This window comes from Amycolatopsis dendrobii (assembly GCF_014145675.1).
Lineage (GTDB): Bacteria > Actinomycetota > Actinomycetes > Mycobacteriales > Pseudonocardiaceae > Amycolatopsis > Amycolatopsis dendrobii.
Map to the genome: position 1 here is coordinate 606306 of NZ_JACGZW010000005.1, position 26280 is coordinate 632585.

24 protein-coding genes are annotated in these 26280 nt (G+C 69.6%); 12 read left to right on the forward strand and 12 right to left on the reverse strand.

What is annotated here, in order from left to right; all coding sequences use genetic code 11:
• Positions 1–6: 6 nt before the first annotated feature.
• Genes H4281_RS17845 through H4281_RS17855 form a run of 3 tightly spaced genes read left to right on the forward strand, consistent with a single transcriptional unit; the run spans position 7 to position 2560 of the window.
• Entirely contained in the window at positions 7–699 is a 693-nt protein-coding gene (locus H4281_RS17845; protein WP_182892043.1) for a response regulator, read from the forward strand.
• Positions 696–2102: an ATP-binding protein gene (locus H4281_RS17850; protein WP_182892044.1), complete on the forward strand. Its 1407-nt coding sequence runs from the start codon at positions 696–698 to the stop codon at positions 2100–2102. The genes H4281_RS17845 and H4281_RS17850 overlap by 4 nt, the downstream gene beginning before the upstream one ends.
• Positions 2099–2560 (forward strand): hypothetical protein, encoded by a 462-nt coding sequence (locus tag H4281_RS17855; protein WP_220507331.1) that lies wholly within the window; start codon positions 2099–2101, stop codon positions 2558–2560. The genes H4281_RS17850 and H4281_RS17855 overlap by 4 nt, the downstream gene beginning before the upstream one ends.
• A gap of 1 nt (position 2561) precedes the next feature.
• On the opposite strand, the gene H4281_RS17860 is transcribed toward H4281_RS17855, so the two are convergent.
• On the reverse strand, positions 2562–3731 hold the full coding sequence (locus tag H4281_RS17860; RefSeq protein ID WP_182892046.1) for an MFS transporter: 1170 nt from the start codon (positions 3729–3731) through the stop codon (positions 2562–2564).
• Between the two features lie 101 nt (positions 3732–3832).
• Between H4281_RS17860 and H4281_RS17865 the strand changes: the two genes are divergently transcribed.
• The gene (locus H4281_RS17865; RefSeq protein WP_182892047.1) at positions 3833–4429 is read left to right on the forward strand and encodes a TetR/AcrR family transcriptional regulator; all 597 of its coding nucleotides are present in this window, start codon (positions 3833–3835) and stop codon (positions 4427–4429) included.
• Positions 4430–4728: 299 nt separating this feature from the next.
• Here H4281_RS17865 and H4281_RS17870 read toward each other — a convergent pair whose 3' ends face one another.
• The 4 genes from H4281_RS17870 to H4281_RS17885 all read right to left on the reverse strand — a co-directional run bounded on the left by H4281_RS17870 (position 4729) and on the right by H4281_RS17885 (position 7930).
• On the reverse strand, positions 4729–5817 hold the full coding sequence (locus H4281_RS17870) for a Gfo/Idh/MocA family protein (RefSeq protein ID WP_182892048.1): 1089 nt from the start codon (positions 5815–5817) through the stop codon (positions 4729–4731).
• Positions 5814–6545, reverse strand: a complete 732-nt coding sequence (locus H4281_RS17875) for a sugar phosphate isomerase/epimerase family protein (RefSeq protein WP_182892049.1) — start codon at positions 6543–6545, stop codon at positions 5814–5816. The genes H4281_RS17870 and H4281_RS17875 overlap by 4 nt, the downstream gene beginning before the upstream one ends.
• 94 nt (positions 6546–6639) lie before the next feature.
• A complete protein-coding gene (locus tag H4281_RS17880; RefSeq protein WP_182892050.1) occupies positions 6640–7179 on the reverse strand; it encodes a GNAT family N-acetyltransferase in 540 nt (179 codons plus the stop codon).
• A 19-nt stretch (positions 7180–7198) separates the two neighbouring features.
• On the reverse strand, positions 7199–7930 hold the full coding sequence (locus H4281_RS17885) for a FadR/GntR family transcriptional regulator (protein WP_182892051.1): 732 nt from the start codon (positions 7928–7930) through the stop codon (positions 7199–7201).
• 214 nt (positions 7931–8144) lie between these two features.
• Here H4281_RS17885 and H4281_RS17890 point away from each other — a divergent pair, with 214 nt between their 5' ends.
• From H4281_RS17890 to H4281_RS17920, 7 genes are all read left to right on the forward strand, one after another.
• Entirely contained in the window at positions 8145–9752 is a 1608-nt protein-coding gene (locus H4281_RS17890; RefSeq protein WP_182892052.1) for an ABC transporter substrate-binding protein, read from the forward strand.
• Positions 9753–9767: 15 nt separating this feature from the next.
• Complete coding sequence (locus H4281_RS17895; protein WP_182892053.1) at positions 9768–10727, forward strand: ABC transporter permease; 960 nt, start codon at positions 9768–9770, stop codon at positions 10725–10727.
• A gap of 67 nt (positions 10728–10794) precedes the next feature.
• Complete coding sequence (locus H4281_RS17900) at positions 10795–12756, forward strand: dipeptide/oligopeptide/nickel ABC transporter permease/ATP-binding protein (protein WP_182892133.1); 1962 nt, start codon at positions 10795–10797, stop codon at positions 12754–12756.
• Complete coding sequence (locus H4281_RS17905) at positions 12753–13712, forward strand: oligopeptide/dipeptide ABC transporter ATP-binding protein (protein WP_182892054.1); 960 nt, start codon at positions 12753–12755, stop codon at positions 13710–13712. Before H4281_RS17900 ends, H4281_RS17905 begins: the two co-directional genes overlap by 4 nt.
• Positions 13709–14638 (forward strand): dihydrodipicolinate synthase family protein, encoded by a 930-nt coding sequence (locus tag H4281_RS17910; protein WP_182892055.1) that lies wholly within the window; start codon positions 13709–13711, stop codon positions 14636–14638. Before H4281_RS17905 ends, H4281_RS17910 begins: the two co-directional genes overlap by 4 nt.
• Entirely contained in the window at positions 14638–16644 is a 2007-nt protein-coding gene (locus H4281_RS17915) for a beta-galactosidase (protein ID WP_182892056.1), read from the forward strand. Before H4281_RS17910 ends, H4281_RS17915 begins: the two co-directional genes overlap by 1 nt.
• On the forward strand, positions 16641–18470 hold the full coding sequence (locus H4281_RS17920; RefSeq protein ID WP_182892057.1) for a sialidase family protein: 1830 nt from the start codon (positions 16641–16643) through the stop codon (positions 18468–18470). The genes H4281_RS17915 and H4281_RS17920 overlap by 4 nt, the downstream gene beginning before the upstream one ends.
• 35 nt (positions 18471–18505) lie before the next feature.
• On the opposite strand, the gene H4281_RS17925 is transcribed toward H4281_RS17920, so the two are convergent.
• The 3 genes from H4281_RS17925 to H4281_RS17935 form a co-directional block, all read right to left on the reverse strand.
• Positions 18506–19240, reverse strand: a complete 735-nt coding sequence (locus H4281_RS17925; protein ID WP_182892058.1) for a sulfite exporter TauE/SafE family protein — start codon at positions 19238–19240, stop codon at positions 18506–18508.
• A 130-nt stretch (positions 19241–19370) separates the two neighbouring features.
• Complete coding sequence (locus H4281_RS17930; protein WP_182892059.1) at positions 19371–20096, reverse strand: GntR family transcriptional regulator; 726 nt, start codon at positions 20094–20096, stop codon at positions 19371–19373.
• Positions 20097–20246: 150 nt separating this feature from the next.
• On the reverse strand, positions 20247–21011 hold the full coding sequence (locus tag H4281_RS17935) for an SGNH/GDSL hydrolase family protein (RefSeq protein ID WP_182892060.1): 765 nt from the start codon (positions 21009–21011) through the stop codon (positions 20247–20249).
• Between the two features lie 126 nt (positions 21012–21137).
• Here H4281_RS17935 and H4281_RS17940 point away from each other — a divergent pair, with 126 nt between their 5' ends.
• On the forward strand, positions 21138–22337 hold the full coding sequence (locus tag H4281_RS17940) for a glycosyltransferase (RefSeq protein WP_182892061.1): 1200 nt from the start codon (positions 21138–21140) through the stop codon (positions 22335–22337).
• Positions 22338–22360: 23 nt separating this feature from the next.
• Here the strand turns inward: H4281_RS17940 and glgC are convergent, their stop codons facing one another.
• From glgC to H4281_RS17960, 4 genes are all read right to left on the reverse strand, one after another.
• Entirely contained in the window at positions 22361–23578 is a 1218-nt protein-coding gene (gene glgC / locus H4281_RS17945) for a glucose-1-phosphate adenylyltransferase (protein ID WP_167545609.1), read from the reverse strand.
• Positions 23575–24732: a glycogen synthase gene (glgA, locus tag H4281_RS17950; RefSeq protein ID WP_182892062.1), complete on the reverse strand. Its 1158-nt coding sequence runs from the start codon at positions 24730–24732 to the stop codon at positions 23575–23577. Before glgA ends, glgC begins: the two co-directional genes overlap by 4 nt.
• A gap of 66 nt (positions 24733–24798) precedes the next feature.
• Complete coding sequence (locus H4281_RS17955) at positions 24799–25551, reverse strand: putative protein N(5)-glutamine methyltransferase (protein WP_182892063.1); 753 nt, start codon at positions 25549–25551, stop codon at positions 24799–24801.
• Positions 25552–25620: 69 nt separating this feature from the next.
• Entirely contained in the window at positions 25621–26106 is a 486-nt protein-coding gene (locus H4281_RS17960) for a universal stress protein (protein ID WP_199841133.1), read from the reverse strand.
• Between the last annotated feature and the right edge of the window lie 174 nt (positions 26107–26280).

Here is a 26280-nt window from a genome sequence, read left to right on the forward strand (position 1 = left end):
GGAGACATGCCGAGGGTGCTGCTGATCGAAGACGACCAGGCCGTGCGCGACGGCCTGCGGCTGGCCCTGACGTATCAGGGCCACACGGTCGACGCGGTGGAGACCGGCGAGGAAGGCCTCGCCCGGCTCGCCGGCGACTCCGCCGACGTCGTGGTCCTCGACCTCATGCTGCCCGGGATGGACGGCTTCGAGGTCTGCCGCCGCATCCGCGCGGCAGGCGATCTCCCGATCATCATGCTCACCGCGCGCAACGACGACATCGACGTGGTGGCCGGGCTCGAAGCGGGAGCCGACGACTACGTCGTGAAGCCCGCGCAGGCCCGCGTGCTGGAGGCGCGCATCCGCGCGGTGCTGCGCCGGACCGGCGGCGAACCGCGCAACCCGGACGCGAAACCGGGCCCGGAACGGCACGGCGACCTGACGATCGACCGCGAAGGCCTCGTGGTCAGCAAGCACGGCACGGTGATCGGGCTCGCGCCGACCGAACTGCGGCTGCTGCTGGAGCTGTCCTCCTCCCCCGGTCGCGTGCTCAGCCGTCAGCAGCTGCTCGAATCCGTATGGGACCAGGGCTATCTCGGCGATTCGCGGCTCGTCGACGCGTGCGTGCAGCGGCTGCGCGCCAAGATCGAGGACGACCCCGCGAAACCGGTGTACGTCCAGACCCTGCGCGGTTTCGGCTATCGCTTCGGGCCGCTGTGACCGGCTGGCGGCTGCGCGGGCTGCGCACCCGGTTGCTGGTGGCGTTCGCGCTGCTGAGCGTGTTCACCGCGCTCGCCGTCGCCGGGATCGGCTACGTGCAGGCCCGGAACGGGATCCTGCAGCGCACCCAGGACAACGCCGCCACGGAGATGACCACCCAGCTCAAGCAGCTGTATCCGCTCCCCCGGCAGCCTGTGGACACGAGTGCGCTGCAGTCGGCCGCCGAGCGGCTCAACGGCCGGAAGACCTCCGCACTGGTGACGAGCGGCGGCCACAGCGCGGGCGACATGCCCGCCTCGGTGATCACGCCGGAGCTGCGCGCGGTCGTGCAATCCGGCCGGGTCGCGTGGCAGCGCGTGGATGTCGGCGGAGTGACGCAGCTGGTGCTGGGCGCGCAGTTGCTGATCGCGACCGGCGACCGGCGGAATCCGACGATCCCGTCCGGGATCGAGGTCTACGAACTGCGCGATCTCAACCCGGAAATCGACGCGGTGAACCGGCTCGCCAGGGACGCGTGGCTCGCGGGCGGCGCCGCGCTGGTGGTGGCCTTGATACTCGCCGTGCTGGCCGCCGGCAGCGTGTTGCGGCCGGTCGGCGAGCTGCAACGCGCGGCTCGCAGGCTCGGCGCGGGCGACCTTGACGCCCGGATCGCCGTCCGCGGCAGCGACGAACTGGCCAGCGTCGCCCAGACGTTCAACTCGACCGCCGACTCGCTGCAACGGCACGTCGGCGAACTGCGCCGGATGGAAGCCGACGCACGGCGATTCGTCGCCGACGTGTCCCACGAACTGCGCACTCCGCTCGCCGCGATGACCGCGGTCACCGACATGCTCGACGCCGAAGCGAAGCGGCTGCCGGACGCGGCGGGCGAGGCGGTGCGGCTGGTCAGCCAGGAAACCCACAACCTCGCCCGGCTGGTCAACGACCTGATCGAGGTCACCCGGTTCGACTCCGGTACCGCCTCGCTCGAGGTGGACGACGTCGATGTCGCCGAGGCGGTTCGGGCGACCCTGCGAGCACGAGGCTTCGCAGTGGAGACGGACCTGCCGGAAGGGATCCGGGCGCGGGTCGATCCGCGTCGGCTCGACGTGATCGTGGCCAATCTCGTGGGCAACGCGCTGCGGCACGGCGCGGAGCCGGTGACCGTGCGGTTGCGGGGCGGCCAGGCGGGGATCACGCTCGCCGTCGAGGACTCCGGCCCTGGTCTGGACGAGAAGGTGCTTCCACACGTGTTTTCCCGGTTCTACAAGGCGGACACCGCTCGCAGCCGTTCGGAAGGGAGCGGGCTCGGGCTCGCCATCGCCTGGGAGAACGCGCGCTTGCACCGCGGGGAACTGGTCGCCGGGAACCGGCCCGAAGGCGGTGCGGTGTTCACGTTGTGGCTGCCCCGGGAGGTGCGATGACGAAGCGGTTGCTGGCGCTGGTCGCGGTCTTGGTGCTGGCGAGCGGCTGCGGGGTGCGGCCCAGCGGCGTGATCCCCGGCGAGAACGCGCCCAGCGGGCCGCCGAACGGGAACATCGGGCACACCGCGACGGTGTATTTCGTGGTGAACGGGACCGTCGTGCCGGTGGTGCGCAACGGCGTCGGCGACGTTGCCGCGGACCGGGTGCGGGCACTGGAACAAGGGCCGGACGAGGACGAACGAGCGGGCGGTTACACGACGGAGCTTCCGCCGTCGTTCGAGCCGATCGCCATCGGGGTGAACGAGGCGGCGATCGGCGTCAACGTCCGGGAATTGTCGCCGAACGCGGTCGCGCAGATCGTCTGCACGATCCTCGCGGCGGGCGGCGGCGGAGCGTCCGGGACGATCGTTCTTTCCGGCGGAGGCCAGAAACTGCAGCCCCGGGCCTGCACCCGCTGACTCAGCCGCGCGGCTTCATCGCGGGCGCGAACACCACCGCCACCACGCACAATGCCAGGGGCAGCAGGAACGCGACGTTCAGCGGCACCCAGTGCGCCAGCCCGCCGATGATCGCCGGACCGGCCAGCAGCCCGACGTACCCGACTCCGACCACCCGCGCCATCAACGCCCCCGACGCGCGTTTGTCCAGGTTGCCCGCCGCGGTGAACAACTGCGGGACGCCCCCGGACAGCCCGAGCCCGAACAACGCCCAGCCGCACAACGACAACGGCACCCACGGCGCGAGCGACGCGATCGCCAGCCCCAGCGCGGCGAGCCCGCTCCCGTAGCGCACCACCGCGACCGGTCCGGCCAGCGCGGCGACCCGGTCGGTCGCGAACCGGCCGGCCGTCATCGCCACCGCGAACGAGCCGTAAGCCAGGGCGGCGGTGCTTTCCGACGTCCCCAGCCCGTCGCGGAGATACAGCGCCGCCCAGTCGTTCGCGACGCCCTCGGACAGCATCAGCGCGAAGGCCAACAGACCCAGCAGCCACACCACGCGCGCGGGCGTACGCGTCGGTTCGGCTTCCTCAGCGGTTTCCTCCGCAGCCTCCTCCGACGAGTCGAGCAAGTACCGGCGGACCACCAGCGAAACCACGATGCACAGGACTCCGGTACCGCCGAGCGACACCAGCGCCGGCACGCCCGCGCCCAGCACTGCCGCGCCGACGACGGCCGCGATCGCACCGCCGATCGACCACATCGCGTGGAAGGCGGCCATGATCGGCCGCGGATAAGCGCGTTCTACGACCACTGCGTGCGCGTTCATCGCGACGTCCAGCGAACCGTTGAAGAACCCGAACGCCGCGAGCGCGAGCCCGAGCGTCCACCAGTTCGCCGCGAACCCCGGCAGCACCACCGCGACCCCGACGAGCACCCCCGCGACGGACACGACGCGCGGATGCCCGAACCGGTCCGCGAGCGGCCCGGTGACCTGCATCCCGACCAGCGCCGATCCGCCGAGCACGAGCAGCAGCGCCCCGAGCGCGGTGTGCGAGACGCCGGTCGCGCGCTCGATCACCGGGATGTGCACCACCCACATGCCGACCGCGAACCCGCACAGCGCGAACACGGTCCAGGTGGCGACGCGCGCCGCGCGGGGCAGCACCGGGGGCGGGGAAAGCTCGGTCATCGGGCTCGGCTCCTCTTCGGGGGTCGGGTCCAGTCAGGAACACGGATGCGAATGGGGCTGGGGCATGATGGGCGGGTGGAAGCCGACCTGACCGCCGCCCCGTGAGCGAGGGCTACCTGAAGGGCAGAATCCGCCGGGACGACATCGTTTCGGCGGCCGCCGTCGTGTACGGCGAAGCCGGCTACCACGCGTCGTCGCTGCGGGAAATAGCCAAGCGAGCAGGCATCACCCACGCCGGCTTGCTGTACCACTTCCCGACGAAGGAAGCGCTGCTCGCGGCGGTCCTGGAACGCCGGGACGCCGAGGACGCCGTCCGAGAGCAACTGTCCGCCCCGCCCGGCTTGGAAGTCCTGCGCCGCTTCATCGCATTGGCCGAACACAACGTCCGCCACCGAGGCATCGTCGAGCTGTACTCGCGCCTCGCCGCCGAAGCGATCTCCGAGGACCACCCCGCACACGCCTACTTCGCCCGCCATTACCGCGAAGCCCGCGACAGCATCGCCCAGTCGTTCCACGCGCTCGCCGAAACAGGCGAACTCCGCCCCGGCGCAGACCCGGACTTGGCGGCACTCACCTTCATCGCACTGATGGACGGCCTCCAGGTCCAGTGGCTCACCACCCCCACGCAAGTAGATACAGTCGGTTCCCTCCGCCTCTTTCTGCAAACTCTCCTGACCGTCCCCCTGTTCCCAAACTAGGCGGATTCAGGAAAAGCACCCCCGGATGGCCGCCGATCCCGCCATGAGGGTTCCCCTCACGCTCCTCAACCGGTCCGTGAGGGGCCCCGCACGGACGCAGATTCCCTCAACGGGCCCTTCACAGCCCACCCGCCCCGCCGACCTGCCGGGATGCGTCGGCCACTCGCGGACCGCAGCCGACGCACCCACCCATCGAGGTATCCCCACACCGCCCCAACCCCGATCCGAAGCCACCCTGCGGTTCGGGGGTGGGGGCCCAACCCCCAGCGCAATGTCGCCCGCCAGGGCGACGAGCCGCCTCACAACGTCCGCACAAACGGATCCCACTCAACGGGCAACAGCTCCGAAACCTCCACCCGGCTGCCCACCTCAACCCCCACCCCAAGCTCCATGGACTCCTCAACAGCCACCATCACATCCAAGACGTGATAAGCCATCTCCCCCGAAGCCCTCTCGGCCACCCCAGCCCGAACCGCCCGGGCCAAATCAAGCACCCCGGTACCCCGGGCAGCCGAATGCCCCACCGCAGCCAGCTCCTCCGCCTCCCCACCCGAATGCACCACGGCAGAACCGCCAAACCCATTAGGATCCGGCAAAACCGCAGTCCCCAGCGAACCGGAAACCTCAACCACCCCGGTACGCCGCAACGCAGAATCAAACGTCAGCAAAACCTGCGCGGTCCCCCCGCGCGCAAACTCGATCAACGCACTAACCGTGGTAGGCACCGTAACCGGAAACTCAGTCCCAGCCCGCGGCCCAGCCCCGATCACCCGAGTCTCCCTCACCCGCCCGCCAACCCCGGTGACCTTCCGCACCGCCCCGAACACCTGAACCAGCTGCGTCAAGTAATAAGGCCCGATATCCAGCAGCGGCCCGCCTCCAGCCTGGAACAAAAACTCCGGCGCAGGATGCCACCCCTCCGGCCCAGGCGTCTGAAACAACGCCAACGCAGCAAATGGCGCACCGATTCGCCCGCCCGCAAGCGCACGCAACGCAGTCTGATGCCCAGCACCGAGAAGCGTGTCCGGCGCCCCGGCCACCCGCACCCCGACGTCTCGCGCCCGATCAAGGAGCTTCCGCACAGTCCGCCGATCCACCCCGATCGGTTTCTCCGTCCAAACGTGCTTGCCCGCCTCGACCGCCGCGAGACTGACCTCGACATGCACCGCGGGCACAGTCAAATTCACGACAATCTCACCATCCGGCAACGCAAGCAGATCCGCTACCGAACCCGCCCAGGGAATACCGTATCGAGCCGCCTGCGCCCGAGCACGGTCCAGATCGAGATCAGCAATTCCCACCACCCGAAGATCCGGGAACGCCGTCAGATTCTCCAAATAGGCGTCACTGATGAACCCAGCCCCGACGATCCCGACCCCGACAGTCACTCCCCCACCTCAGCGAGATAAGCGAAACTCTCCGCGATCCCCCCGAATACATCCTCGTGCTGATCGAACTCCACCACCCGCAACGCACCCGGAGCAGCCGCAAGCACCTCCCGCAGCGGCACCCGCCCCTGCCCCGCAGGCACCTGCCCGGTGGCATCGACAGCCAACGACCCGTCCTTCACGTGAATCGCGCACACCCGCTCCCCCAGCCGCCGCAGCAACGCAGGCGCATCCTCCCCGCCCGCAGCAGCCCAATAAGCGTCCACCTCCACCACGATCTCCGGAGCAAGCAGATCCGCGAAAACCTCCAACGCACTGCGCCCGGAAATCCGCGATTCGAGCTCCCACCAATGATTGTGGTACCCCACCCGAACGCCATGCCGCGCGGCAACCTCAGCCGCCGCATTAAGCGCAGCCGCCGTATCCGAAATATCGGCGAGACTCCCCCATCGCTCAGCCGGAACCAACGGCTCGATCACGACCCCGATCCCCAGCTCCCGAGCCGCCCGGAACACCGCCTCCTGGTCTTTCCCGACCAACGCGGCATGCGCCGTCGGAGCATTCAGCCCATGCGCGGCCAACCCCGCCCGGAGCGCCTCGACGTTCTCCACCACCCCATACGGCTCGACCCGCTCGAACCCGATCGCCGCCAGCCGCCGCAACGTCTCGTCCGGATCCGCCGCGAACGCGTCGCGCACCGAGTACAGCTGCACCGAAGGTCCACCCATGCCAACTCCCAGAGGTAGAGGGGCTTTCGCCAATTTCTACCACCTGGTCAGAATTGACACCAGGACAAAACCGGACGGAAATCCCGGGCCACGATCAGCCGAGTTCCTTGTGCCAGATCAGAAAATCGCACGGAGTGGCCAGCAGCGGCGCCAGCTCCGGATGCGGCCCGTCGATCGTCGACTTCTCCACCACCCGATACCCCAAGCGGCTGTACCACTGCGAGAGAAACTCCTTGGACGGATGCGCCCACTCCCGCGGCACCAGCAGCTCAAGCTGCATCCGCGCGCACCCGAGCTCCCGGCAGTGCCGCTCCGCGAACCGGACCAGCTCCCGCCCGATCCCGGCGCCGCGCACCTCCGGCGAGGCAGCGAGCAGGCCGAACTCCCCCAGATCGTCCGCCAGCCGCTGGATCCGGACCGAACCCACCACGGCCCCGCCGATCCGCGCGACCGCGATCTCCCCCGTGCGAACCAGCCCGGCCATCTCCCCGGCATTGGTCCGATCGGCCGAACCGGCCCACAATCCCGCCTCGGCCTTCGCGTAGACGGTGTTCACCAGATCGGTCAGCAGGGCCACCAGCGCAGCGTCCTCGGCGGCGGACGGCGGCAGGAAGGCGATCTCCGGAGTCGTCACCTCTCCAGGCTAACCGCAATCAGCTGGCGGCCGAGCCGGAAACCGCGGGCCGCGCCTCCCCGAAGCCGCCGTAGCGACCGGCTTTCGCGCGTTTGCGCACCTCGTCGAAATGCCGGTGCACCGCGTGCGCGGCCGCTTCCGCGTCGCCGCTCACGAGCGCGTCCACGATCGCCTGGTGCCGTTTCGCGGTGGCCGGAGCGGACGAAACCGGCCCGCCCATTTCGCCTTCCGCGGCCCGGTAGACGTCCCAGAACAAGCCGGTGAGCTCGCGCGCCAGGTCGAAACCCGCCTCGGCGCAGATGAGGTCGTGGAATTCGCGGTCGGCCACCGCCGCGTCCGGTCCCTTGCGGCGCATCCGCGCCACGCACGCCTGCAGTTCCCCGATCAGCTCCGGCCGGTGGTCGCGGGCGACCCGGCTGGTCAGCTCCGTTTCGATCATCTCGCGGACCTCGAGCAGATCGCGCAGCCGCCCGGCGTCGGTGCTGCCGCGGCTGCGCGTGCGGAACAGCAGCCACGTCTGCAGCGCCTCCGACCCGGCCGAGCCGACGAACGTCCCGTAGCCGTGCCGGACCTCGACGATGCCGAGCGCCTGCAGCGCCTTGACCGCCTCCCGGATCGAATTCCGGCTGACCCCGAGGTCTTCGGCGAGGCTCAGTTCGGTCGGCATCGGCGCGCCGGTCGGCAGCTGCCGGTCGACGATCAAGTCGATGATCTGCTTCGTGATCTCTTCACTGCGTTGCGGGCGCGCCACACGTTTCTCCCGGATGTCTTTCTTGCACTGGCACGTCGCCATCGCAGGACATCCTACGTCATGATCGGCTTCCCCCGCCGCACCCGCGCGGGTGGGAACCAGCCTCTTGACCGGGGCGGGAACGGGACTTAGGGTTCCGGCAAGTCATAGGACGTCCCACGTCCTACTTCTGGATGCTTTCTGGGTGGAACACCGCATCAAGTCAGGAGACGCCATGTCCCGAACCGCCATGGGGACTCAGTTCAACCGGCGCGCACTGCTGCGCTACGCCGGCCTCGCCGGTGCTGCCGCAGCGGTTTCGTCGACGCTCGCCGCCTGCGGCGGTCCCGCGTCGACCAACAAGACCGGCAGTTCGTCCGGTTCCGTCACCGCGGTGATCGGGTACGGCAACAATCAGACCTGGGACCCGCTGCAGACGGCGTCGGCGTTCGCGATGGCGGCCATCCTGCACAGCTACGAATCGCTCGTCGAGGGCGATCCGGTCACCCGGGAACCGTTCCCCGGCTTGGCCAAAGCGCTGCCGGCCGATCTCAAGAGCACCACGATGCGCTTCGAGCTGCGCGACGGCGCGAAGTGGCACGACGGACAGCCGGTGACCGCCGACGACGTCGTCTTCACCTACGCCCGCGTGCTCGACCCGAAAGAAAACGTTCTCATCCACAGCTTCTTCTCGCAGTGGCTGGAGTCCGTCACCAAGGTCGACGCGAAGACGGTGGAGTTCAAGCTGAAATTCGCGTTCCCGTACGCGCTGCAGCGGATCCAGATCTGCAAGATCGTGCCGAAGCACGTGTTCGAGAACAACTGGAAGGCCGCCGCGGCGGGCAAGGTCGTCGGCTCCGGGCCGTACAAGGTCACCGAACAGGCCCCGCTGTCGCACACCTCGTTCGAGAAGTTCGCGGACTACAACGGCCCGCGCCCGGCCGCGTACGACAAGATGCTCTGGAAGTCCATTGTGGATTCCGCGCCGAGGGTCGCGGCGATCTCCGGGGCCAAGCCGGACGCGCAGATCGCGGAGAACATCCCGCCCGCCAACGCAGAGCAGCTGCGCAAGGCTGGCCGCACGGTCGAATTCGCCGACGGCGGCAACAACCTGTTCCTCCTCTTCAACACCAAGCACACGCCGTTCGCCGACAAGCGGGTCCGCCAGGCGCTGCATTACGCGATCGACAAGAAGAAGATGATCGAGATCGGCTTGCGCGGCACCGGAACCGCGGGCACGTCGTTCATCAACCCGAAGCTGCCCGGTTCGCAGCCCGCGGCGCAGGACTTCAACTTCAACCCGGAGAAGGCGAAGCAGTTGCTCGCCGAAGCGGGCGTCAGCGGGTTGAAGATCTCGCTGTCCACAACGAACACTTCGCTCGTGCTCGACTGCGTCAAGGTGATCAAAGAGGGTTGGGACGCGATCGGCGTGCAGACCACTTTGGACTCCCAGGACACGAAGGCGCTGTTCTCCAAACTGGACAACGGCGACGACTTCCAGGTCGTGGCCACCACGAACAACCCGCTGCAGTTCGGCAACGACCCGGACCTGCTCATCCGCTACTACTACGACGCGCAATCGGTGCTCATGACGAGGTACGCGCGCTGGGGCGGCCCGGACACCGACGCGTTGCTGGCGTTGCAGGACAAGGCCGCCGCGGAAACCGACGAGTCCAAGCGCGGCGGGCTGTACAAGCAGCTGCTCGACCAGATTTCCGAGCAGGCGGTGATCTACCCGATCGTCTTCACGCAGATGGGCACCGCCTGGGACCCGAAGGCGATCAGCGGCGTGCGCGCCCAGGGCTACCCGGGCATCTACCTCAACCAGGCCAAACCGGTCTGACGGGAGGCCCGCGAAGTGACAGTCGTCGTGCGGATGCTGGCCGGCCGCATCCTCGCCCTGATCCCGCTGCTGCTCGGCGTGATCCTGTTCGTGTTCATCGTCATGCGGTTCTCGCCGGTCGACCCGGCGATGGCCGCGTTCAACGGAGCCAACGCCACCGCCGACCAGCTCCAGCAGTTCCGTGAGCAGAACGGCCTGCTCGACCCGTTGCCGCTGCAATACGTGCACTTCGTGTGGCATCTGCTGCAAGGCGACTTCGGCACGAGCGTGATCACTAAGGAGCCGGTGGGCCAGACCATCGCCACGGCGCTCCCGCTCACCGTGCAACTGACCCTGCTCGGCCTGGCGCTCGCGCTCGTCGTCTCGGTCGTGCTCGGCGTGACCTCGGCGCTGTTCCGCGGCCGCTGGCCGGACCACCTGATCCGGTTCGTGACGCTCGCCGGCGTCGCCGCGCCGGCGTTCTGGATCGCGCTGCTGCTGGTGCAGTGGCTCGCGGTCGGCAAGGGCCTGTTCCCCACCAGCGGCTACGTCAGCCCGGCGGATTCCTTCTCCGGCTGGCTGAACTCGCTGACGCTGCCCGCGATCGCGCTGTCCGCGCCGGTCGCCGCGCAGCTGACCCGGGTGATCCGCACGTCGATGGTCGAGGAACTCGACAAGGACTACGTGCGCACCGCGCGCGGCGGCGGGCTGCCGCCGGTCGTGGTGGTCGGGCGGAACGTGCTGCGCAACGCGCTGGTCAATCCGCTGACCGTGCTCGGCCTGCGGGTCGGTTACCTGCTCGGCGGCGCGGTGGTGATCGAGACGATGTTCGCGCTGCCCGGAATGGGCCAGAACATGATCCAGGCCGTGCAGGACGGCGACACCGCCAAGGTGCAGGGCTTCGTGATCACCATCGCCGCCGGGTTCGTGCTGGTGAACCTGATCGTCGACGTGCTCTACCTCGTCGCCAACCCCCGTCTGCGGAGCCGCTCGTGATGCACCCGAACCTTCTCGCCGACGTGCTCTGCCTCGTCGCCGACCCCCGTCTGCGGAGCCGCTCGTGATGCGCCCGGTCCTCCGCCCGAACCTGACCGCCCGGCTGTCGCGGCCCGGCGTCCGGTTCCGGCGGCTTCCCCTGTCCTCGTGGATCGCGCTGGGCGTGCTGATCGTGCTCGGGCTCGTCGCGATCCTCGGCACCGTCGTGGCCACCCACAACCCGGACCTGCTCAGCACCGACGCCGGCGGGCCCAGCGCGGCGCACTGGTTCGGCACCGACCAGTCCGGCCGCGACATCTTCTCCCGGCTGGTCGCGGGCACCCGCTGGTCGCTCGCGATCGGCCTCGGCGCGACGCTGCTCGCGCTGGTCGCGGGCATCATCGTCGGATCGTTCGCGGCGACGTCCGGCCGCCGGGTCGACGGGCTGGTCATGCGGGTCCTCGACGTCCTGATGGCCTTCCCCGGCATCGCGCTCGCCGCGGTGCTGGTGGCGGTGTTCGGCCGCGGCATCCTCGTGCTGATCCTCGCCATCGGCTTCCTCAACATGGCTCCGGTGGCGCGGGTGGTGCGGGCGAACGTGCTCGCGCAGTACGGCGAGGACTACGTCGCGGCCGAGCGGGTGATCGGCGCGAAACGGCTGTTCATCCTCGCCCGGCACGTCGCGGTCAACTGCGCCGCGCCGATCCTCGTGTACTGCACGGTGACGGTGGCGGACGCGATCGTGTTCGAGGCGTCGCTTTCGTTCATCGGCGCGGGCATCCAGCCGCCCGATCCGTCGTGGGGTTCGGTGCTGTCGGACGGCAAGGACCTCGTGCTGACCGGCGGCTGGTGGGCGACGCTGTTCCCCGGTCTGCTGATCCTGGCCACGGTGCTGGCGTTGAACATTCTCTCCGAGGGAATCTCCGACGCTTGGGCCGCGCCGTCGGCTCGCACCGCGAAGGCGGCCGAGGCGGCACAGCAGATCGAGCTGGCCCCGGAGACCACCGCTCCGGTGCTGCCGCTGCGCGGTCTGCGTGAAGCCGGGCAACGGCTGGCGGCGAAGGCGAGGGATCTGTCCGGCCGGGAAACCGTGCTGGCAGTGGAGAATCTCGCGATCTCGTTCCCGGACCGGCACAACGGCGTGAACGTGGTCGACGGCGTGTCCTTTTCGGTCCGCTCCGGCGAGGTGCTGGGGCTGATCGGCGAATCGGGCTGCGGGAAATCGCTGACCGCGCTGTCGATCATGGGCCTGCAGCCGGATGCCGCGCGGCTCAGCGGCGCGATCCGGTTCGCGGGCGACGACCTGCTCACCATGAAGCCGAGCGTCCGCCGCCGGCACCTCGGGCACGACCTGGCGATGGTGTACCAGGACGCGCTCAGCTCGCTGAACCCGGCGATGACGATCCGCGCGCAGCTCAAGCAGTTCACCCGGCGCGGCGGCACGCGCACGCCGGAAGAGCTGCTGGAACTGGTCAACCTCGATCCGGGCCGGACGCTGCGGGCGTATCCGCACGAGCTTTCCGGCGGGCAGCGGCAGCGGGTCCTGATCGCGATGGCGCTGTCCCGCGGCCCGAAGCTGATCGTGGCCGACGAGCCGACGACGGCGCTCGACGTGACCGTGCAGGCGCAGATCATGGCGCTTCTGCTGCGGCTGCAAGAGGAACTGGGCTTCGCGCTGGTGCTGGTATCTCACGACCTCGCGCTGGTGTCCGACATCGCCGACCGGGTTGTCGTGATGTACGGCGGGCAGGTCGCCGAGACCGGCGCGACCGCGGCCGTCGTCGGCGCGCCGCAGCACCACTACACGCGCGGCCTGCTCAGCGCGGTGCTGTCGCTGGAGGAGAACGAAGCGACGCTCACCCAGATCAAGGGCGTCGTGCCCGCGCCGGCCGACTTCCCGCCCGGCTGCCGGTTCGCGAGCCGCTGCCCCTCCGCGCGCGGGCACTGCTTCGAAGTCGCGCCGGAGCCGGAGGGCAACGGGCATCTCGTGGCCTGCCACTACCCCGCTGAGAACCCAGTCGCGGCGATGGCGGAAGGAGCTCAGGCATGAGCCTCGTCGAGGTCGACAGCGTGCACGTGGTGCACAAGATCCGCGGTTCGAGCCTGTTCGGGCACGACAAGGTGTACGCGCTCACTGACGCCACATTGGCCATCGCGAAGGGCGAAACCGTGGGCGTGGTCGGGGAATCCGGCTGCGGAAAGTCCACTTTGGCCAAAGTGCTGGTCGGGCTTCAGAAGCCCACCTCCGGCACAGTGCGGTACGCGGGCCAGCCACTGACCGCGTTGCGCCCGGCCGAACTGGGCCGCACGGTCGGCATGATCTTCCAGGACCCGTCGACCGCGCTGAACCGGCGGCTGCCCGTTTCGAAGATCCTGCGCGATCCACTGGACGTGCACCAGATCGGCACCGCCGAGGAACGCGCCGAACGGGTCCGGGAGCTGATGAACCTCGTCGGGCTGCCGTCCAGCGTAGCCGACGCGCTGCCCTCGCAACTGTCCGGCGGACAGCGGCAGCGCGTAGCGATCGCCCGCGCGCTCGCCCTGCGGCCGGCGTTGCTGGTGGCCGACGAGCCGACGTCCGCTTTGGACGTTTCGGTGCGCGCGCAGATCCTGAACCTGTTGCTGGAACTGCGTGAACAGCTCGAACTGGCGATGGTGTTCGTGTCGCACGACATCCAGACCGTGCGCCGGATGAGCGACCGCATCGTGACGATGTACCTCGGCCGGATCGTCGAACAGGCCCCGGCCGTCGACCTGCCGCACCGCGCGCACCACCCCTACACGCGGGCGCTGTTCTCGGCGACGCCGAGCCTGCTGCACCCGGTGGAACCGATCGTCCTCAGCGGACCCGTGCCCTCGGCGACCGCGCCGCCGCCGGGCTGCCCGTTCCACACCCGTTGCCCGAAAGCCACCGACGAATGCTCCCTGGCCTTGCCACCGCAGTCCGGGCCGGACGAGCACACCTACCGCTGCATCCACCCAGAAATCGGAGTGACTGCCTCATGACTGCGCCCAAGTTCGCCGGCATCATCCCGCCGCTGTGCACGCCGTTCCACGACGACTTCACCGTGGACACCGCGTCGCTGCGGCGGCACATCGAATTCCAGCTCGACGCCGGCGTGCACGGGATCTTCGTGCTCGGCTCGTCCAGCGAGGTCGCCTTCCTTCCCGACGACCAGCGCCGGATCACCGTCGAAACCGCGGTCGACCAGGTCGCCGGGCGGGTCCCGGTGCTCGCCGGCTGTATCGACATGACGACCCTGCGCGTCGCGGAGCACGTGAAGACCGCCGAAGCGGCCGGCGCGGACGCCATCGTGGTGACCGCGCCGTACTACACGCGCACGCACGTCGCGGAGATCGACCGGCACTTCCGGCTCCTGTACGAGCGGACGTCGCTGCCGATCTTCGCCTACGACATCCCGATGGCCGTGCACACCAAGCTCGACCGCGACCTGGTGCTGAACCTGGCCGCGGACGGCGTTCTGGCCGGGCTCAAGGATTCCAGCGGCGACGAGGCCGGGTTCCGGATGGTGCTGCAGCAGCGGCGCGAACGCGGGCTGGAGCACTTCGCCGTGTTCACCGGTTCCGAACTGCTCGTGGACGCCGCGCTCGCGCAGGGCGCGGACGGCGCGGTGCCCGGGCTCGGAAACGTCGACCCGGTCGGCTATGTGCTGATCTACGACCACTTCCGCGGCGGCAACCCACAGGCCGCGCGGCGCGAGCAGGAACGGCTGCTGACACTGTTCAGCATCACCGACGTGGCGCCGCCGAACCGGATGGGCCGCGGCTCGGCCGCGCTCGGCGCGTTCAAGGCGTCGATGAAGATGCGCGGATTTATCGACAACGCGGTGATGGCGCCGCCGCAACTCCCCCTCAACGACGACGAACTGCTGCAGATCAAGGGAAAGCTAGCGGAAGCGGGTCTCCTCTGATGGATCGGCTGTACTACGGCGGGGACTACAACCCCGAGCATTGGTCGCCCGACGTGTGGGCGGAAGATCTGAAATTGATGGCCGAGGCCTCGGTTTCGATGGTGACGGTCGGCATTTTCTCCTGGGCGCAGGTGGAACCCCGGCCGGGCGAATTCGATTTCGGCTGGTTCGACACGGTGCTGGACAACCTCGCCGCCGGCGGCGTCCGGGCTTGCCTGGCCACCATGACGGCCTCGCCGCCGCCGTGGCTTTCGCACCGGCATCCGGAAATCCTTCCGGTGCGCGCGGACGGCACCCGGCTGTCCGCCGGGGCGCGGCAGCAGTTCTGCCCGTCCAGCCCGGTGTTCCGCGAGCACGCCGCCCGGCTGGTCGAACAGGTCGCCACCCGGTACGCCGGGCATCCGGCGCTGGAAATGTGGCATATCGGCAATGAATTCGGCTGCCATATCCGCGCCTGCTATTGCGATACGTCCGCCGAAGACTTCCGGTGCTGGCTCGCCGAACGCTACGGCACCATCGAGGCGTTGAACGAAGCCTGGAGCACGACTTTCTGGTCGCAGCGGTACTCCGAGTTCGACGAGATCCAGCCGCCGCGCGTCGCGCCGACGTTCCCGAACCCGGCGCACCGGCTGGACTACCACCGGTTCTCCTCCGACGCTTCGCTCGGCTGCTACCTCAACGAGCGCGAGGTGCTGGCCCGGGTCACGCCGGACGTCCCGGTGACCACGAACTTCGTCGGCCTCGTCCAGAAATCGCTCGACTGGAACAAATGGGTGCCGCACGAGGACATCGTGAGCCTCGACTCCTACCCCGACCCGTACGATCCGCGCGGGCACCTGGAAGCGGCCTTCGCCTACGATCTGGTCCGGTCTGTCAAGGACGGTCAGCCGTGGCTGCTGCTGGAGCAGGCACCGAGCGCGGTGAACTGGCGCACCCGCAACAGCCCCAAGCCGCCGGGAACGATGCGGCTGGGCAGCTGGCAGGCGGTCGCCCGCGGCGCGGACGCGGTGTTGTTCTTCCAGTGGCGGCAAACCCCGGGCGGGGCCGAGAAGTTCCACTCCGCGATGGTGCCGCACGGCGGTCCGGACACCCGGACGTTCCGCGAGGTCCGCGACCTCGGCCAGGAACTGGCGTCGCTGCCGCAGCTGGCGGACAGCCGGGTGAAGGCCGACGTCGCGATCCTGCACGACTGGAACAGCTGGTGGGCGCTGGAGCTGAACTCGCATCCGTCGGACGACCTCAGCCAGCTCGACGCGCACCTCGCGCACTACGCGCCGCTCTTCGACGCGAACGTCACCTGCGACGTCCTGCACCCGTCCCGCGACCTGTCCGGCTACCGGCTCGTCGTGGTGCCCAATCTGTACCTGATGGACAGTGCGGTCGCGGCCAATCTCCGCTCCTATGTGGAGGGTGGCGGGCATCTGGCGGTGTCGTTCTTCTCCGGCATCGCCGACGAGAACGACCGGGTGTACACCGGCGGCTATCCCGCGCCCCTGCGAGACATTCTCGGCCTGCGGGTCGACGAATTCTGGCCGCTGCCCGAAGGCGGTTCCACGACGCTCGACCTCGACGGTGCGACCGCCGGCGCCACGATCTGGTCCGAATGGATCGAAGCCGAGGGCGCGGACGTCGTCGCCACCTTCGCCGAAGGCCCGCTGGCCGGGCGTCCCGCGGTCACGCGGCACGAGTTCGGCTCGGGGGTCGCGTGGTACCTCGGCACCCGGCCGGACGCGGACGTCATGCGCACGCTCTTCGACCGGATCACCGCCGAGGCCGGAGTTTCGCCGGTGCTGACCGGGTTGCCGGACGGTGTCCAGGCGATTGTGCGGCACGGTTCCGCCGATTATCTGTTCCTGCTCAACCACAACGCTGAAGCCGTCACGGTTTCCCTGCCTTCACCCGGTACCGATTTGCTCACCGATCCCGCCCAGCCATCGTCCGAAGTGGAACTGGCCGCGCACGGCGTGGCCGTCCTTTCCGGACAGTTCGGAACGGAGACCAGATGAGAACCGCCCTTCGCGTGGTGCTGGCGCTCGTGCTGCTGGCTTTCCTCGCCCCCGCCGGTTCGGCTCAGGCCGCGCCGCAATTCGATCAGAAAGCGCTCTTCGACCCGCATCAGGAAACCGGGTACGCGTGCTTCCGCATCCCGGCGATCGTCCGCAGCACGCACGGCACGCTGCTGGCCTTCGCCGAGGGCCGCAAGGACAACTGCGGCGACACCGGCGACATCGACCTGGTGCTGAAGCGGTCCACCGACGGCGGCACCACCTGGTCGCCGCTGCGGGTGGTCAACCGCGGCGGCGGGGACACCCACGGCAACCCGGTGCCCATCGTGGACGCCAAGAGCGGCCGGATCGTCCTGATCACCACGTACAACAAGGGCCGCACCGACGACAAGGGCTGCTCCGTGCCGTGCCCGCGCACGCCGCACTCGCAGTACAGCACCGACGACGGCCGCACCTGGTCGACGCCGGTCGACATCAGCGCGCAGGCGAAGCTGCCCGCGTGGGATTCCTGGTACGCCTCGGGTCCGGTGCACGGCATCCAGCTCCAGCACGGCAGGCACGCGGGCCGTCTCGTCTTCGGCGTGAACGCCGAACGCAGTGACGGCACCAATTCCGTCGAGAACTACGCCGGGCTCGTCTACAGCGACGACGGCGGTTCCTCCTGGCACGTCGGCGCTGTCGACAACTACCTGCATCCGGTGGGCGGCACCTTCACGCAGAAGCCGTCGGAAGTCAGCGTGGTGGAACTGCCGGACGGCACGATTTACGCCGGGGGCCGCGAACAAAGCGGCACCGACATCGGCAACCGCGACTACGCGTTGAGCCGGGACGGCGGCGAGACTTTCTCCCAGCGCTTCACCACGATCCCCGACCTCGTGACGCCCATGGTGCAAGGTTCGCTGCTGCGCCTGGACCGTCCCGGCGGCAAGCGGATCCTGTTCGCCTCCCCCGCCGACACCGACCGGCGGCGCTGGATGACCATCCGTTCGTCCTATGACGACGGTCGCACCTGGGAGAACGCCGACCAGGGCACGCGGGTCACGACGGACTGGTCGGGCTACTCCGACCTGGTCCAGCTCAGCGGCCCGCAGGACCGGAACGCGAAGATCGGCCTGATGTACGAGGGCGGCGCGGTGGACGCCCGCGACGAGATCCGGTTCGCCCGCTTCGACGAGAACTACCTCGGCTGGAAGCGTTCGCCGGGAGTGTCCACTCCGGACGTCGCAAGCGGACAGCCCGCTCGCATCCTCGGCGACGCCGGTCTGGTTCCCGGCAAGTTCGGCAAGGCGGTCGAGCTGAAGAACGGCTTCGTCCGCGTCCCGTACTCGCCGGCGCAACTGGTCGGCTCAGCCGATTTCACCTTCTCGACCTGGGTCAAGTACGGCGCTTCGAAAGACCCGCAGCCGCTCCTGTGGCTGGGCGGAATGGGCTCCACCGCGCCGCAGCTGTGGCTCCGCGCCGAACCCGCGTCGCATCGCCTGATCGCGATGACGACCACCGCGGCCGGAAGCAAGTCGGTCACCACGCAATCGGCGTACGACGATCAGAAGTGGCACCACGTGGCACTTGAGCGATCGGGCGGCCAGCTCCGCATCCTGGTCGACGGCGCGGTAGCCGCGTCCGGTCCGGACTCGCCCGGTTCGGTCACCCAGACCGTCTCGTTCCAGCTGTGGCTGGGCGAACGGCTGGACGGCGCCCAGCACCTGTCCGGCGCGCTTGACGACAGCCGCCTCTTCCGGCGGGCACTGTCCACTGCGGACCTGACCGCGGTCCGCGCCGGGAAACCGGTCTCGGGTGCGGTCATGGAGCTTCGCTTCGACCGATGACGCACTGGCTGAAGCCGGGTGGCCGCCACCCGGCTTCAGCCGTGCAACGCGAGATACGGCGCGATCCCGACCAGCACCGCGATGAGAGCGGCTTTGAGCGTCTTGGTCGGCAACGCGTGCGCGATCCGCCAGCCGATCAAGACTCCCGCCAGCTCCGGGATCCCGACGATCGCCGCCAACCGCCAGTCGACCGTTCCGTGCAGGACATACCCGAGCGTCCCGACGCCGGCGATCACCACCGACTGCGCTTGCGCCGCGGCGAGCGCCCCGAGCACCGGCATCCCGGCGACGACCAGCAACGGCACCGCCAGCATCGGGCCGCCGACCCCGACCAGGCCCGCCACCACGGCGACGCCCGCCCCGATCGCCCCCGCGACCGGCAGCCCGACCGCCCGCTCGCGCCCCTTCAACCCGACGAACACCGCCACGACCAGCGCGAACCCGCCGAGCACGATCCCGAACGCCTTGGTGGACACCCACGAGTTCAGCAGCACGCCCAGCGGAGTCCCGACTACGGCGGCCGCGGCGAGAACTCCCGCTACGCGCCGGGTCTCGGGTTCCCGCAACTGTCCGGAATGGACGAATGCGGCACTGCCGAGGATGCCGGTGGCTACGTGTGTGACGATTGCCGTGCCTGCTACCTGCGCCGGGGTGAGCGAGGTGAAGACGAACAGCCCGACCGTCGCGAGCACGCCGCCCGGTCCGACGGCGGTGATGCCGATCCCGGCGAGCAGTCCGGTGATGATCAGCGCGGCGATCACCTGTGCCACCGCCAGAAGTCGTTCTCTCGGCGGCGTTCCGCTGCGAGGTCACCCGCACGGAGAGCCTGCCCGCGCTCAGTCCGCCACCGGAAACCGCGGCGCGCCCATCGATTTACTCCTGCCGGGGCGTCGTGCGCGTTCATGCCGCCCCGCGCTGCAAGGTCGCACGCAGCGTGAGCCGGTCCGCGCGGATGTGCAGCCACTCCGCGTCGACCGGGCGCCCGTCCGGCAGCCGGGTCAACCGGTCCAGCGCGAAGACCGCGGTCCCGGGCGCGACGTCCAGCAGCGCGGCCGTGTCCGGCCCGGCGGACACGGCGTGCACCTCGACCTCCGCCCGTCCCAGCCGGATGCCGTTCGTCTCCTCCAGCAACGCGAACAGGTCCCGGTGCGCCAGATCCTTCCCCAGCAACGGAATCCCCAGATCCGCGACCAGATAGGTCGAGTCGAGCGACAACGGCGCCCCGCCCAGCCGCCGGACGCGCTCGAGGTGCACGACCTCCTCCCCCGCCGTCAGGCCGAGGCGTTCGGCCACCGACGGCGGCGCGGCGACCGTCTCGGCGGTGCGCACCTCGTTCACGACCTCGCCGTGTCCTTCGAGCGCCTCCGCCAGCCCGGTCAGCCGGTCGAGCCCGTGCCCGTATTTCGGGCGCACGACCAGCGTCCCGACGCCCTGCCTGCGTTCGACGAGCCCTTCGTCCCGCAGCAAGCCGAGCGCTTCCCGCACGACGTTCCGCGACGCACCGAACCATTCGCCCAGCGCCCGCTCGCCCGGCAGCAGGTCGCCGACCTCGCCCGCGACGATCCGCTGCCGCAGGCCGTCGGCCACCTGCCGGGCCCGTTCCGCCCTCCGCTGCGTAGTCACCACGTCGGCGACGCTACCGGGATTTTGATTACGCCGAGGTTACGCCACCCGCATTGACCTGCGAAAACGCCGTGAGCAGCAGCGATGATCGGTCGCGCTGCCGGTTCCGCCACCGCATTGCGGCCGGGAACGCGATCCCGCGCGCTGAACCGGTCAGCAAATGCTTCCCAGGCTCGACGTCCAGCCCCACCACATCCCGTACTCGGCGAGGTTGCCCGCGTCGTTCAGGTGCACGTTGTCCGCCAGCCAAGGACTCGGGTTCGGCAGATTCGCCGAGCCCGCGGGCGGGATGTACTGCCGCAGATCGACGAGCGCCGTCCCCTTGGCGACCGCCGTCTGGTAGATCGACGTCGCGTACTGCGACCAGAAGTACTTCTGCGTCTGCCCGCCCCACGGGTTGGGCGTCCACTTCAGCTCGGCGTAGATCGAGAGCAGGATGTCTACCCCGGGCCGCGCGGCGCGGATGTTGTCGATGAGCTTCCCGAGGTTCGCCTTGAACACCGCCGGGTCCACCTGCGCGATCAGCTCGTTGCCGCCGAGGTCGACGAGCACCAGGTCGGGCTGGCGCTGCGTGAGGTCGGCGAGCGCGCCGGTCGTGTCGGGCCAGCGGCCGCCGGGGAAATAGTCGGTGGCCATCGCGCCGTTGTGCGCGTAGTTCTTCGTGGTGGTGTTCCACTCGGCGTGGAGATCGTTGGCGATTTTCGTGGTCCAGCCGTACGTGGTCGGCGCGTACGTGTCCGTAGCGGACTGGTAGCCCGTGGTCCCGTAGCCGGTGTCGGCCGACGTGCCGAGGATCGCGACCTGCTCCTTCTTGGTGCACCAGGTGCTGGTCTGACCGGCGTCCGCGGCGACCGCGGGGGACATCGCGATGCCGAAGCCGACCAGGGTGAGCAATGCCGCGATACGGGCTCTTCGCATGGGGACCGGGCCTTTCCGGGAGAGATGATCTGCGGATGTGTCGCCGCGACCGGCCCGCGCGTTACCGGTGTGCGGAAAGAGAAACCGGGATGCGGGGAGCGTCACGGTTCTGGCAGTCTCGGACGCGTGAAGATCCTGTTCGCGTCCGCGCCCGGCTACGGGCTCACCCTCCCGCTGATCCCGGTCGTCTGGGCCGCCCGTGCCGCGGGCCACGAGGTCCTGCTGGCCACCACCGCCGAGATCGCCGAGGTGTCCGCGCGCGCCGGCCTTCCGGTCGCCGACGTCTTCCCCGGCCGCGACATCTGGACCGACCTGCTGGCGACCGTCAAGGACGGTTCCGCCCCGGACCCGGACGAACCCGAGGAATACCGCGTCGCGCGGCAGCATCGGGGTCCGTTCGGGCTCTTCACCGCCGCCATGACCGCGGGCACCGTCGAAACCGGCCGGGCGTTCGGCGCGGACCTGGTCGTCTACCCGTCCGACCACGCGGCGGGCGCACTCGCCGCGGTCGCGCTCGGCGTGCCCGCGCTCGAGGTCGGCAACCGGATCTCCTGGTCGGCAAGGGACCTGTCGTGGCGCACCGAGCACGACGACTTCCTGAGCGGCGAACTCGTCGCCCTGATGCGCGAGAAGCTCGGCCTCGGCGACGCGCCGCCGAACGTCATCGCCCGGATCGACCCGCGCGCGCCGAGCATGGGCGGGCTGCGCGCGGACGAGGAGCACGTCGACGAACGCGACGGCGTGCCTTGGTGGCCGATGCAGTTCGTGCCGTACAACGGCGGGGCGGTGCTGCCGGAATGGGCGCTGCGGAGGCCGGACCGGACTCGGGTGGCTGTCACGCTGGGCACCGTAGTCCCGGCGATGACCGGGGTCAGCAGTCTGAAGGTCGTGCTGGACGCGCTCGGCGGAATGGACGTCGAGGTCATTCTCGCGGCGGGCACTGCCGATTTGAGCGAACTGGGCGAGCTCCCGGGAAATGTCCGGTCGGTGGGGTATCTGCCGTTGTCGGTGTTCCTGCCGGGGTGTTCGGCGATTGTTCACCACGGCGGGTCCGGGACTACTGCCGCGCCGTTGTTTTACGGGCTGCCGCAATTGGTTCTGCCCAGTTTCGCGGACAATCCGATGTCGGCTGAGCGCGTCGTCGATCGGGGCGTGGGATTGAGCCACGATCCGGCCGCGGTGGATGTTCCCACGGTCGCGAAGCTGGTTTCGCAGTTGCTCGAGGACGAGGCGTTCCGGATCGCGGCCGCGGAGGTCCGGGCGGAGATGAGCGAGCAGCCCAGCCCGGCCGACGTCGTCGCGCGTGCGGTCGCCGCTCTCCGCTGAAATGCGCGCAAGGCCGCGGCGGGCTAGATGGCCGTTTCCCCCTTGCCCAGCACCACAATCCCGAAGTCGCTCACGTGGTAGTGGCCGCGATCCCGAGCCAGATCGACCCCGATGTGCGCGCCGGGCGGAACCACGACGTTCTTGTCCAGGATCGCGCGCCGCACCACCGCGCCGCGCCCGACCCTGGCGCCGTCCAGCAGCACCGAGCCCTGCACGACAGCGCCGTTCTCCACGAAAACATCCGGTGACAGCACCGAATCCACCACCTGCGCGCCGGAGATGATGCAGCCGTTGCTGACGATCGACTGGGTCGCGGTGCCGCCTTCCACGAACTTCGCCGCCGCGCGCTGGCCGGGGTGGGCCAGGATCGGCCATTTCCGGTTGTACAGGTTGAAAATCGGCTGCGTCGAGATCAGGTCCGTGTGCGCGTCGTAATAGCTGTCGATCGTTCCGACGTCGCGCCAGTAGCCATGGTCCCGGCCCGTTTCCCCGGGCACCACATTGCCGTTGAAGTCGTAGACCGCCGCCTCGGATTTCTCCACCAGCGCCGGGATGATGTCGCGGCCCATGTCGTGTTTGGACGCCGGGTTCTTGGCGTCCGCGTGCAGCGCGTCGAGCATCACCTGCGTCGTGAAGACGTAATTGCCCATCGACACATACGATTCGTCCGGCGAATCCGGCAGGCCCGGCGGATCCTCGGGCTTTTCCAGGAACGCGTCGATCTTGGTGCCGTCCTCGGTGCTGATCACGCCGAACGAACGGGCTTCCGCGCGCGGCACGCGGATTCCGGCGACCGTCACGCCCGCGCCGGACGCGATGTGCGCGTCGATCATCTGGCGCGGGTCCATCCGGTAGATGTTGTCCGCGCCGAACACCGCGATGTACGCGGGCGATTCGTCGTGCACGAGGTTGAGGCTCTGGTGGATCGCGTCCGCGCTGCCCTGGAACCAGCGCGGGCCCAGCCGCTGCTGGGCGGGCACCGGCGTGACGTACTCGCCGGTCAGCGACGACAGCCGCCAGGTCGTCGAGATATGCCGGTCCAGCGAATGCGATTTGTACTGCGTCAGCACGCAAATCCGGCGGATCCCGCCGTGCACCAGGTTGGAGAGCACGAAGTCGATCAGCCGGTGCACGCCGCCGAACGGGACCGCGGGTTTCGCGCGGTCGGTGGTCAGCGGCATCAGCCGTTTGCCCTCGCCGCCGGCGAGGACGATCCCCAGCACATCGGATCCGTCGATCACGAAACCCTCCCGCACGCCTCGTAAACCCCGACCGTCGCGGCGGCGATCGCTGCCCAGCCGAACTCTCCCACCGCGCGGTCCCGTCCGGCGAGGCCCAGCCGGGTGGCGCGGTCGCGGTCCGCGGCCAGGTCGTTGATCCCGCGCGCGAGCCCGGCCTCGAAAGCGCCGGGCTCGTTCTCGTCGTAATGCACCAGCACGCCGGTCTCGCCGTCCGCGACCACCTCCGGGATGCCGCCGACGTCGCTGGCCACCACCGCGGTGCCGCACGCCATCGCTTCCAGGTTCACGATGCCGAGCGGCTCGTACACCGACGGGCACACGAACACCAGCGCGTGTGTCAGCAACTGGACGACCTCCGTGCGCGGCAGCATTTCCGGGATCCAGTGCACCCCGGACCGTTTCTTCTGCAGTTCCGCGACAAGCCCGCGGAACTCGGCGTCCAGCTCCGGCGTGTCCGCACCGCCCGCGCACAGGATCAGCTGCACGTCCTCGTCCAGAGCAGCCCCGGCGCGCACGAGATGCGGCACGCCTTTCTGCCGCGTGATCCGCCCGACGAACAACGCGTACGGCCGGTTCGGGTCGATGCCGTGTTTCTCCAGCACGTCGGTGCCCGGATCGGGTTGGTACAGCTCGGTGTCGATGCCGTTGCGCACCACATGCACCCGCGCCGGGTCGACGTTCGGGTACGCGGCAAGGACGTCGCGCCGCATGCCGGAGCTGACCGCGATGATCGCGTCCGCCGCCTCGTACGCATCGCGCTCGATCCACGACGACACGCGGTAGCCGCCGCCGAGTTGCTCGGCCTTCCACGGCCGCAGCGGTTCGAGCGAATGCGCGGTGATCACGTGCGGGATGCCGTGCGCGAGCTTCGCGAGATGGCCGCCGAGGTTCGCGTACCAGGTATGGCTGTGCGCGAGATCGTGCCCGGCAAGCGCGTCGGCCATCGAGACCGCGATGTCCATGGTGGCGAACGCGGGCTGGGCGTACCCGTGCGCGTCGCGGTGCCCGTGCGCGCCGTCCGGGCGATCGGGGCCCCAGCAGTGCACGTCCAGGTCGACCAGCGACCGCAGTTCCCGTGCCAGGAACTCGACGTGCACCCCCGCTCCCCCGTACACGTCCGGCGGGTACTCCCGGGTGAGCAGGCCGACCTTCATGCGTTGACCCTAGACGTCCCCACCGGACGCACGCAGTACGGAAAGCGGGCGAATCCGGTTCGCCGCTCAGTGTTCGCGCCGTCCTACCACGACTGTCGCGCCGAGTTCGTCATCTTCTTCCACCGCCGCGACCAGCCCTGCCCGGCGCAGTTCGGCCGTCGCCGCGGCCGCTTGGCGTTCGCTGGCCTCGAAAAGCACGTGCCCGCCGGGCGCGAGCCACGACGGCGCCTCGGCGACGACGCGACGGAGCACGTCGAGACCGTCGGCTCCCCCGTCGAGCGCGACGCGGGGTTCGTGATCGCGCGCCTCGGGCGGCATGAGCGCGACGTCGTCAGTCGGGACGTACGGGACGTTCGCGATCAGGACGTCGACCCGGCCGCGCAGCCGCTGCGGAAGCGGGGCGTAGAGGTCGCCTTCGTAGACCTCACCAGGCACGTTCTGCCGCGCGCAGTCCACCGCGGCGGGTTCGACGTCCGCCGCGTGCAGTTCGATTCCGGGCGCCTCGGCCGCGACCGCTGCGCCCAGCGCCCCGGATCCGCAGCACAGATCGAGCACCACTGACTGCTCGTGCGCGAACCCGATGGCCAGCCGCACGAGCAACTCCGTGCGGTGCCGGGGCACGAAGACGCCCGGCGCGACGGCGAACCGGCGGCCGGCGAACTCCGCCCAGCCGAGGATGTACTCCAGCGGTTCCCCGGCGACCCTCCGCTCGACCATCCCGGCCACGTCGCCCGATTGGCCCAGCAGAAGGCGGGCCTCGTCCTCAGCGAAGACACACCCCGCGCCCCGCAAGCGCGCGACGACCTCGACGAACTCCACTGCGCCTCCACCCCTGCCGAGCCTCGTGAGTGCTGCTGCCGGTTAACCGGCGTTGCCGCTCACGAGGCCCTACGGCACCACGACGACCGGCCAGGTCGCGGCGCGCACCAGCCGGTTGCCGACCGAGCCGACGAGCCGGTGCCCGCCCTGTTCGGAGGCGCCGACCACGACCATGTCCGCGTTGACCTCCTGCGCGGCCTGCCGCAGTTCGGGGAACGTCTCGCCGCGCCGGACCACGAACGTGACCGGCACCTGCAAGTCGGCCGCCCGGTCGCGCAGTTCCGCGCGCAGTTGCTCGATCTCTTCCTCGAAGGTCTGCTGCTGCACGTCGACGACCGCGGCCGCGGCGAGGCCGGTCCACACCGTCGGCGCTGCCACGTACACCACGACCAGCCGCGCGCGCTGCCTCCGGGCGAGGCCGCCGCCGTAGGCCGTCGCCCGCAGCCCGGTCGGCGAAGTGTCCGCGCCGACCAGGATCACGCGCGGTCCGTCGGTGCCCCGTTCGTACGGGCCCGGGTCCCAGCTGGGTCCGTATTCCTCGACCAGTTGCTCCACCCGGCCCATTATGTCCGGGACGCCGGGACCCGCCGGGTCGCGTCCGTCACCGGCGGGGAAGGCCTGGAAAGAAAATTCCCATCCAGTTGGATTGCCCTCCGTTCGGAGTACCCCGGGCGCGCTTCGGCTGGTAGCGTCCCCGCAACCTGAACACACGCGTCCGGGAAGGACCGG

What these genes read in the sequence shown, in the direction of transcription:
- H4281_RS17890 (WP_182892052.1), top strand. Translation starts at nt 8,145, where the DNA reads ATGTCCCGAACCGCCATGGGGACTCAGTTCAACCGGCGCGCACTGCTG.
- H4281_RS17860 (WP_182892046.1), bottom strand. Translation starts at nt 3,731, where the DNA reads ATGACCGAGCTTTCCCCGCCCCCGGTGCTGCCCCGCGCGGCGCGCGTC.
- H4281_RS17910 (WP_182892055.1), top strand. Translation starts at nt 13,709, where the DNA reads ATGACTGCGCCCAAGTTCGCCGGCATCATCCCGCCGCTGTGCACGCCG.
- glgA (WP_182892062.1), bottom strand. Translation starts at nt 24,732, where the DNA reads ATGAAGGTCGGCCTGCTCACCCGGGAGTACCCGCCGGACGTGTACGGG.
- H4281_RS17845 (WP_182892043.1), top strand. Translation starts at nt 7, where the DNA reads ATGCCGAGGGTGCTGCTGATCGAAGACGACCAGGCCGTGCGCGACGGC.
- H4281_RS17855 (WP_220507331.1), top strand. Translation starts at nt 2,099, where the DNA reads ATGACGAAGCGGTTGCTGGCGCTGGTCGCGGTCTTGGTGCTGGCGAGC.
- H4281_RS17920 (WP_182892057.1), top strand. Translation starts at nt 16,641, where the DNA reads ATGAGAACCGCCCTTCGCGTGGTGCTGGCGCTCGTGCTGCTGGCTTTC.
- H4281_RS17905 (WP_182892054.1), top strand. Translation starts at nt 12,753, where the DNA reads ATGAGCCTCGTCGAGGTCGACAGCGTGCACGTGGTGCACAAGATCCGC.
- H4281_RS17935 (WP_182892060.1), bottom strand. Translation starts at nt 21,011, where the DNA reads ATGCGAAGAGCCCGTATCGCGGCATTGCTCACCCTGGTCGGCTTCGGC.
- H4281_RS17915 (WP_182892056.1), top strand. Translation starts at nt 14,638, where the DNA reads ATGGATCGGCTGTACTACGGCGGGGACTACAACCCCGAGCATTGGTCG.
- H4281_RS17875 (WP_182892049.1), bottom strand. Translation starts at nt 6,545, where the DNA reads ATGGGTGGACCTTCGGTGCAGCTGTACTCGGTGCGCGACGCGTTCGCG.
- H4281_RS17900 (WP_182892133.1), top strand. Translation starts at nt 10,795, where the DNA reads ATGCGCCCGGTCCTCCGCCCGAACCTGACCGCCCGGCTGTCGCGGCCC.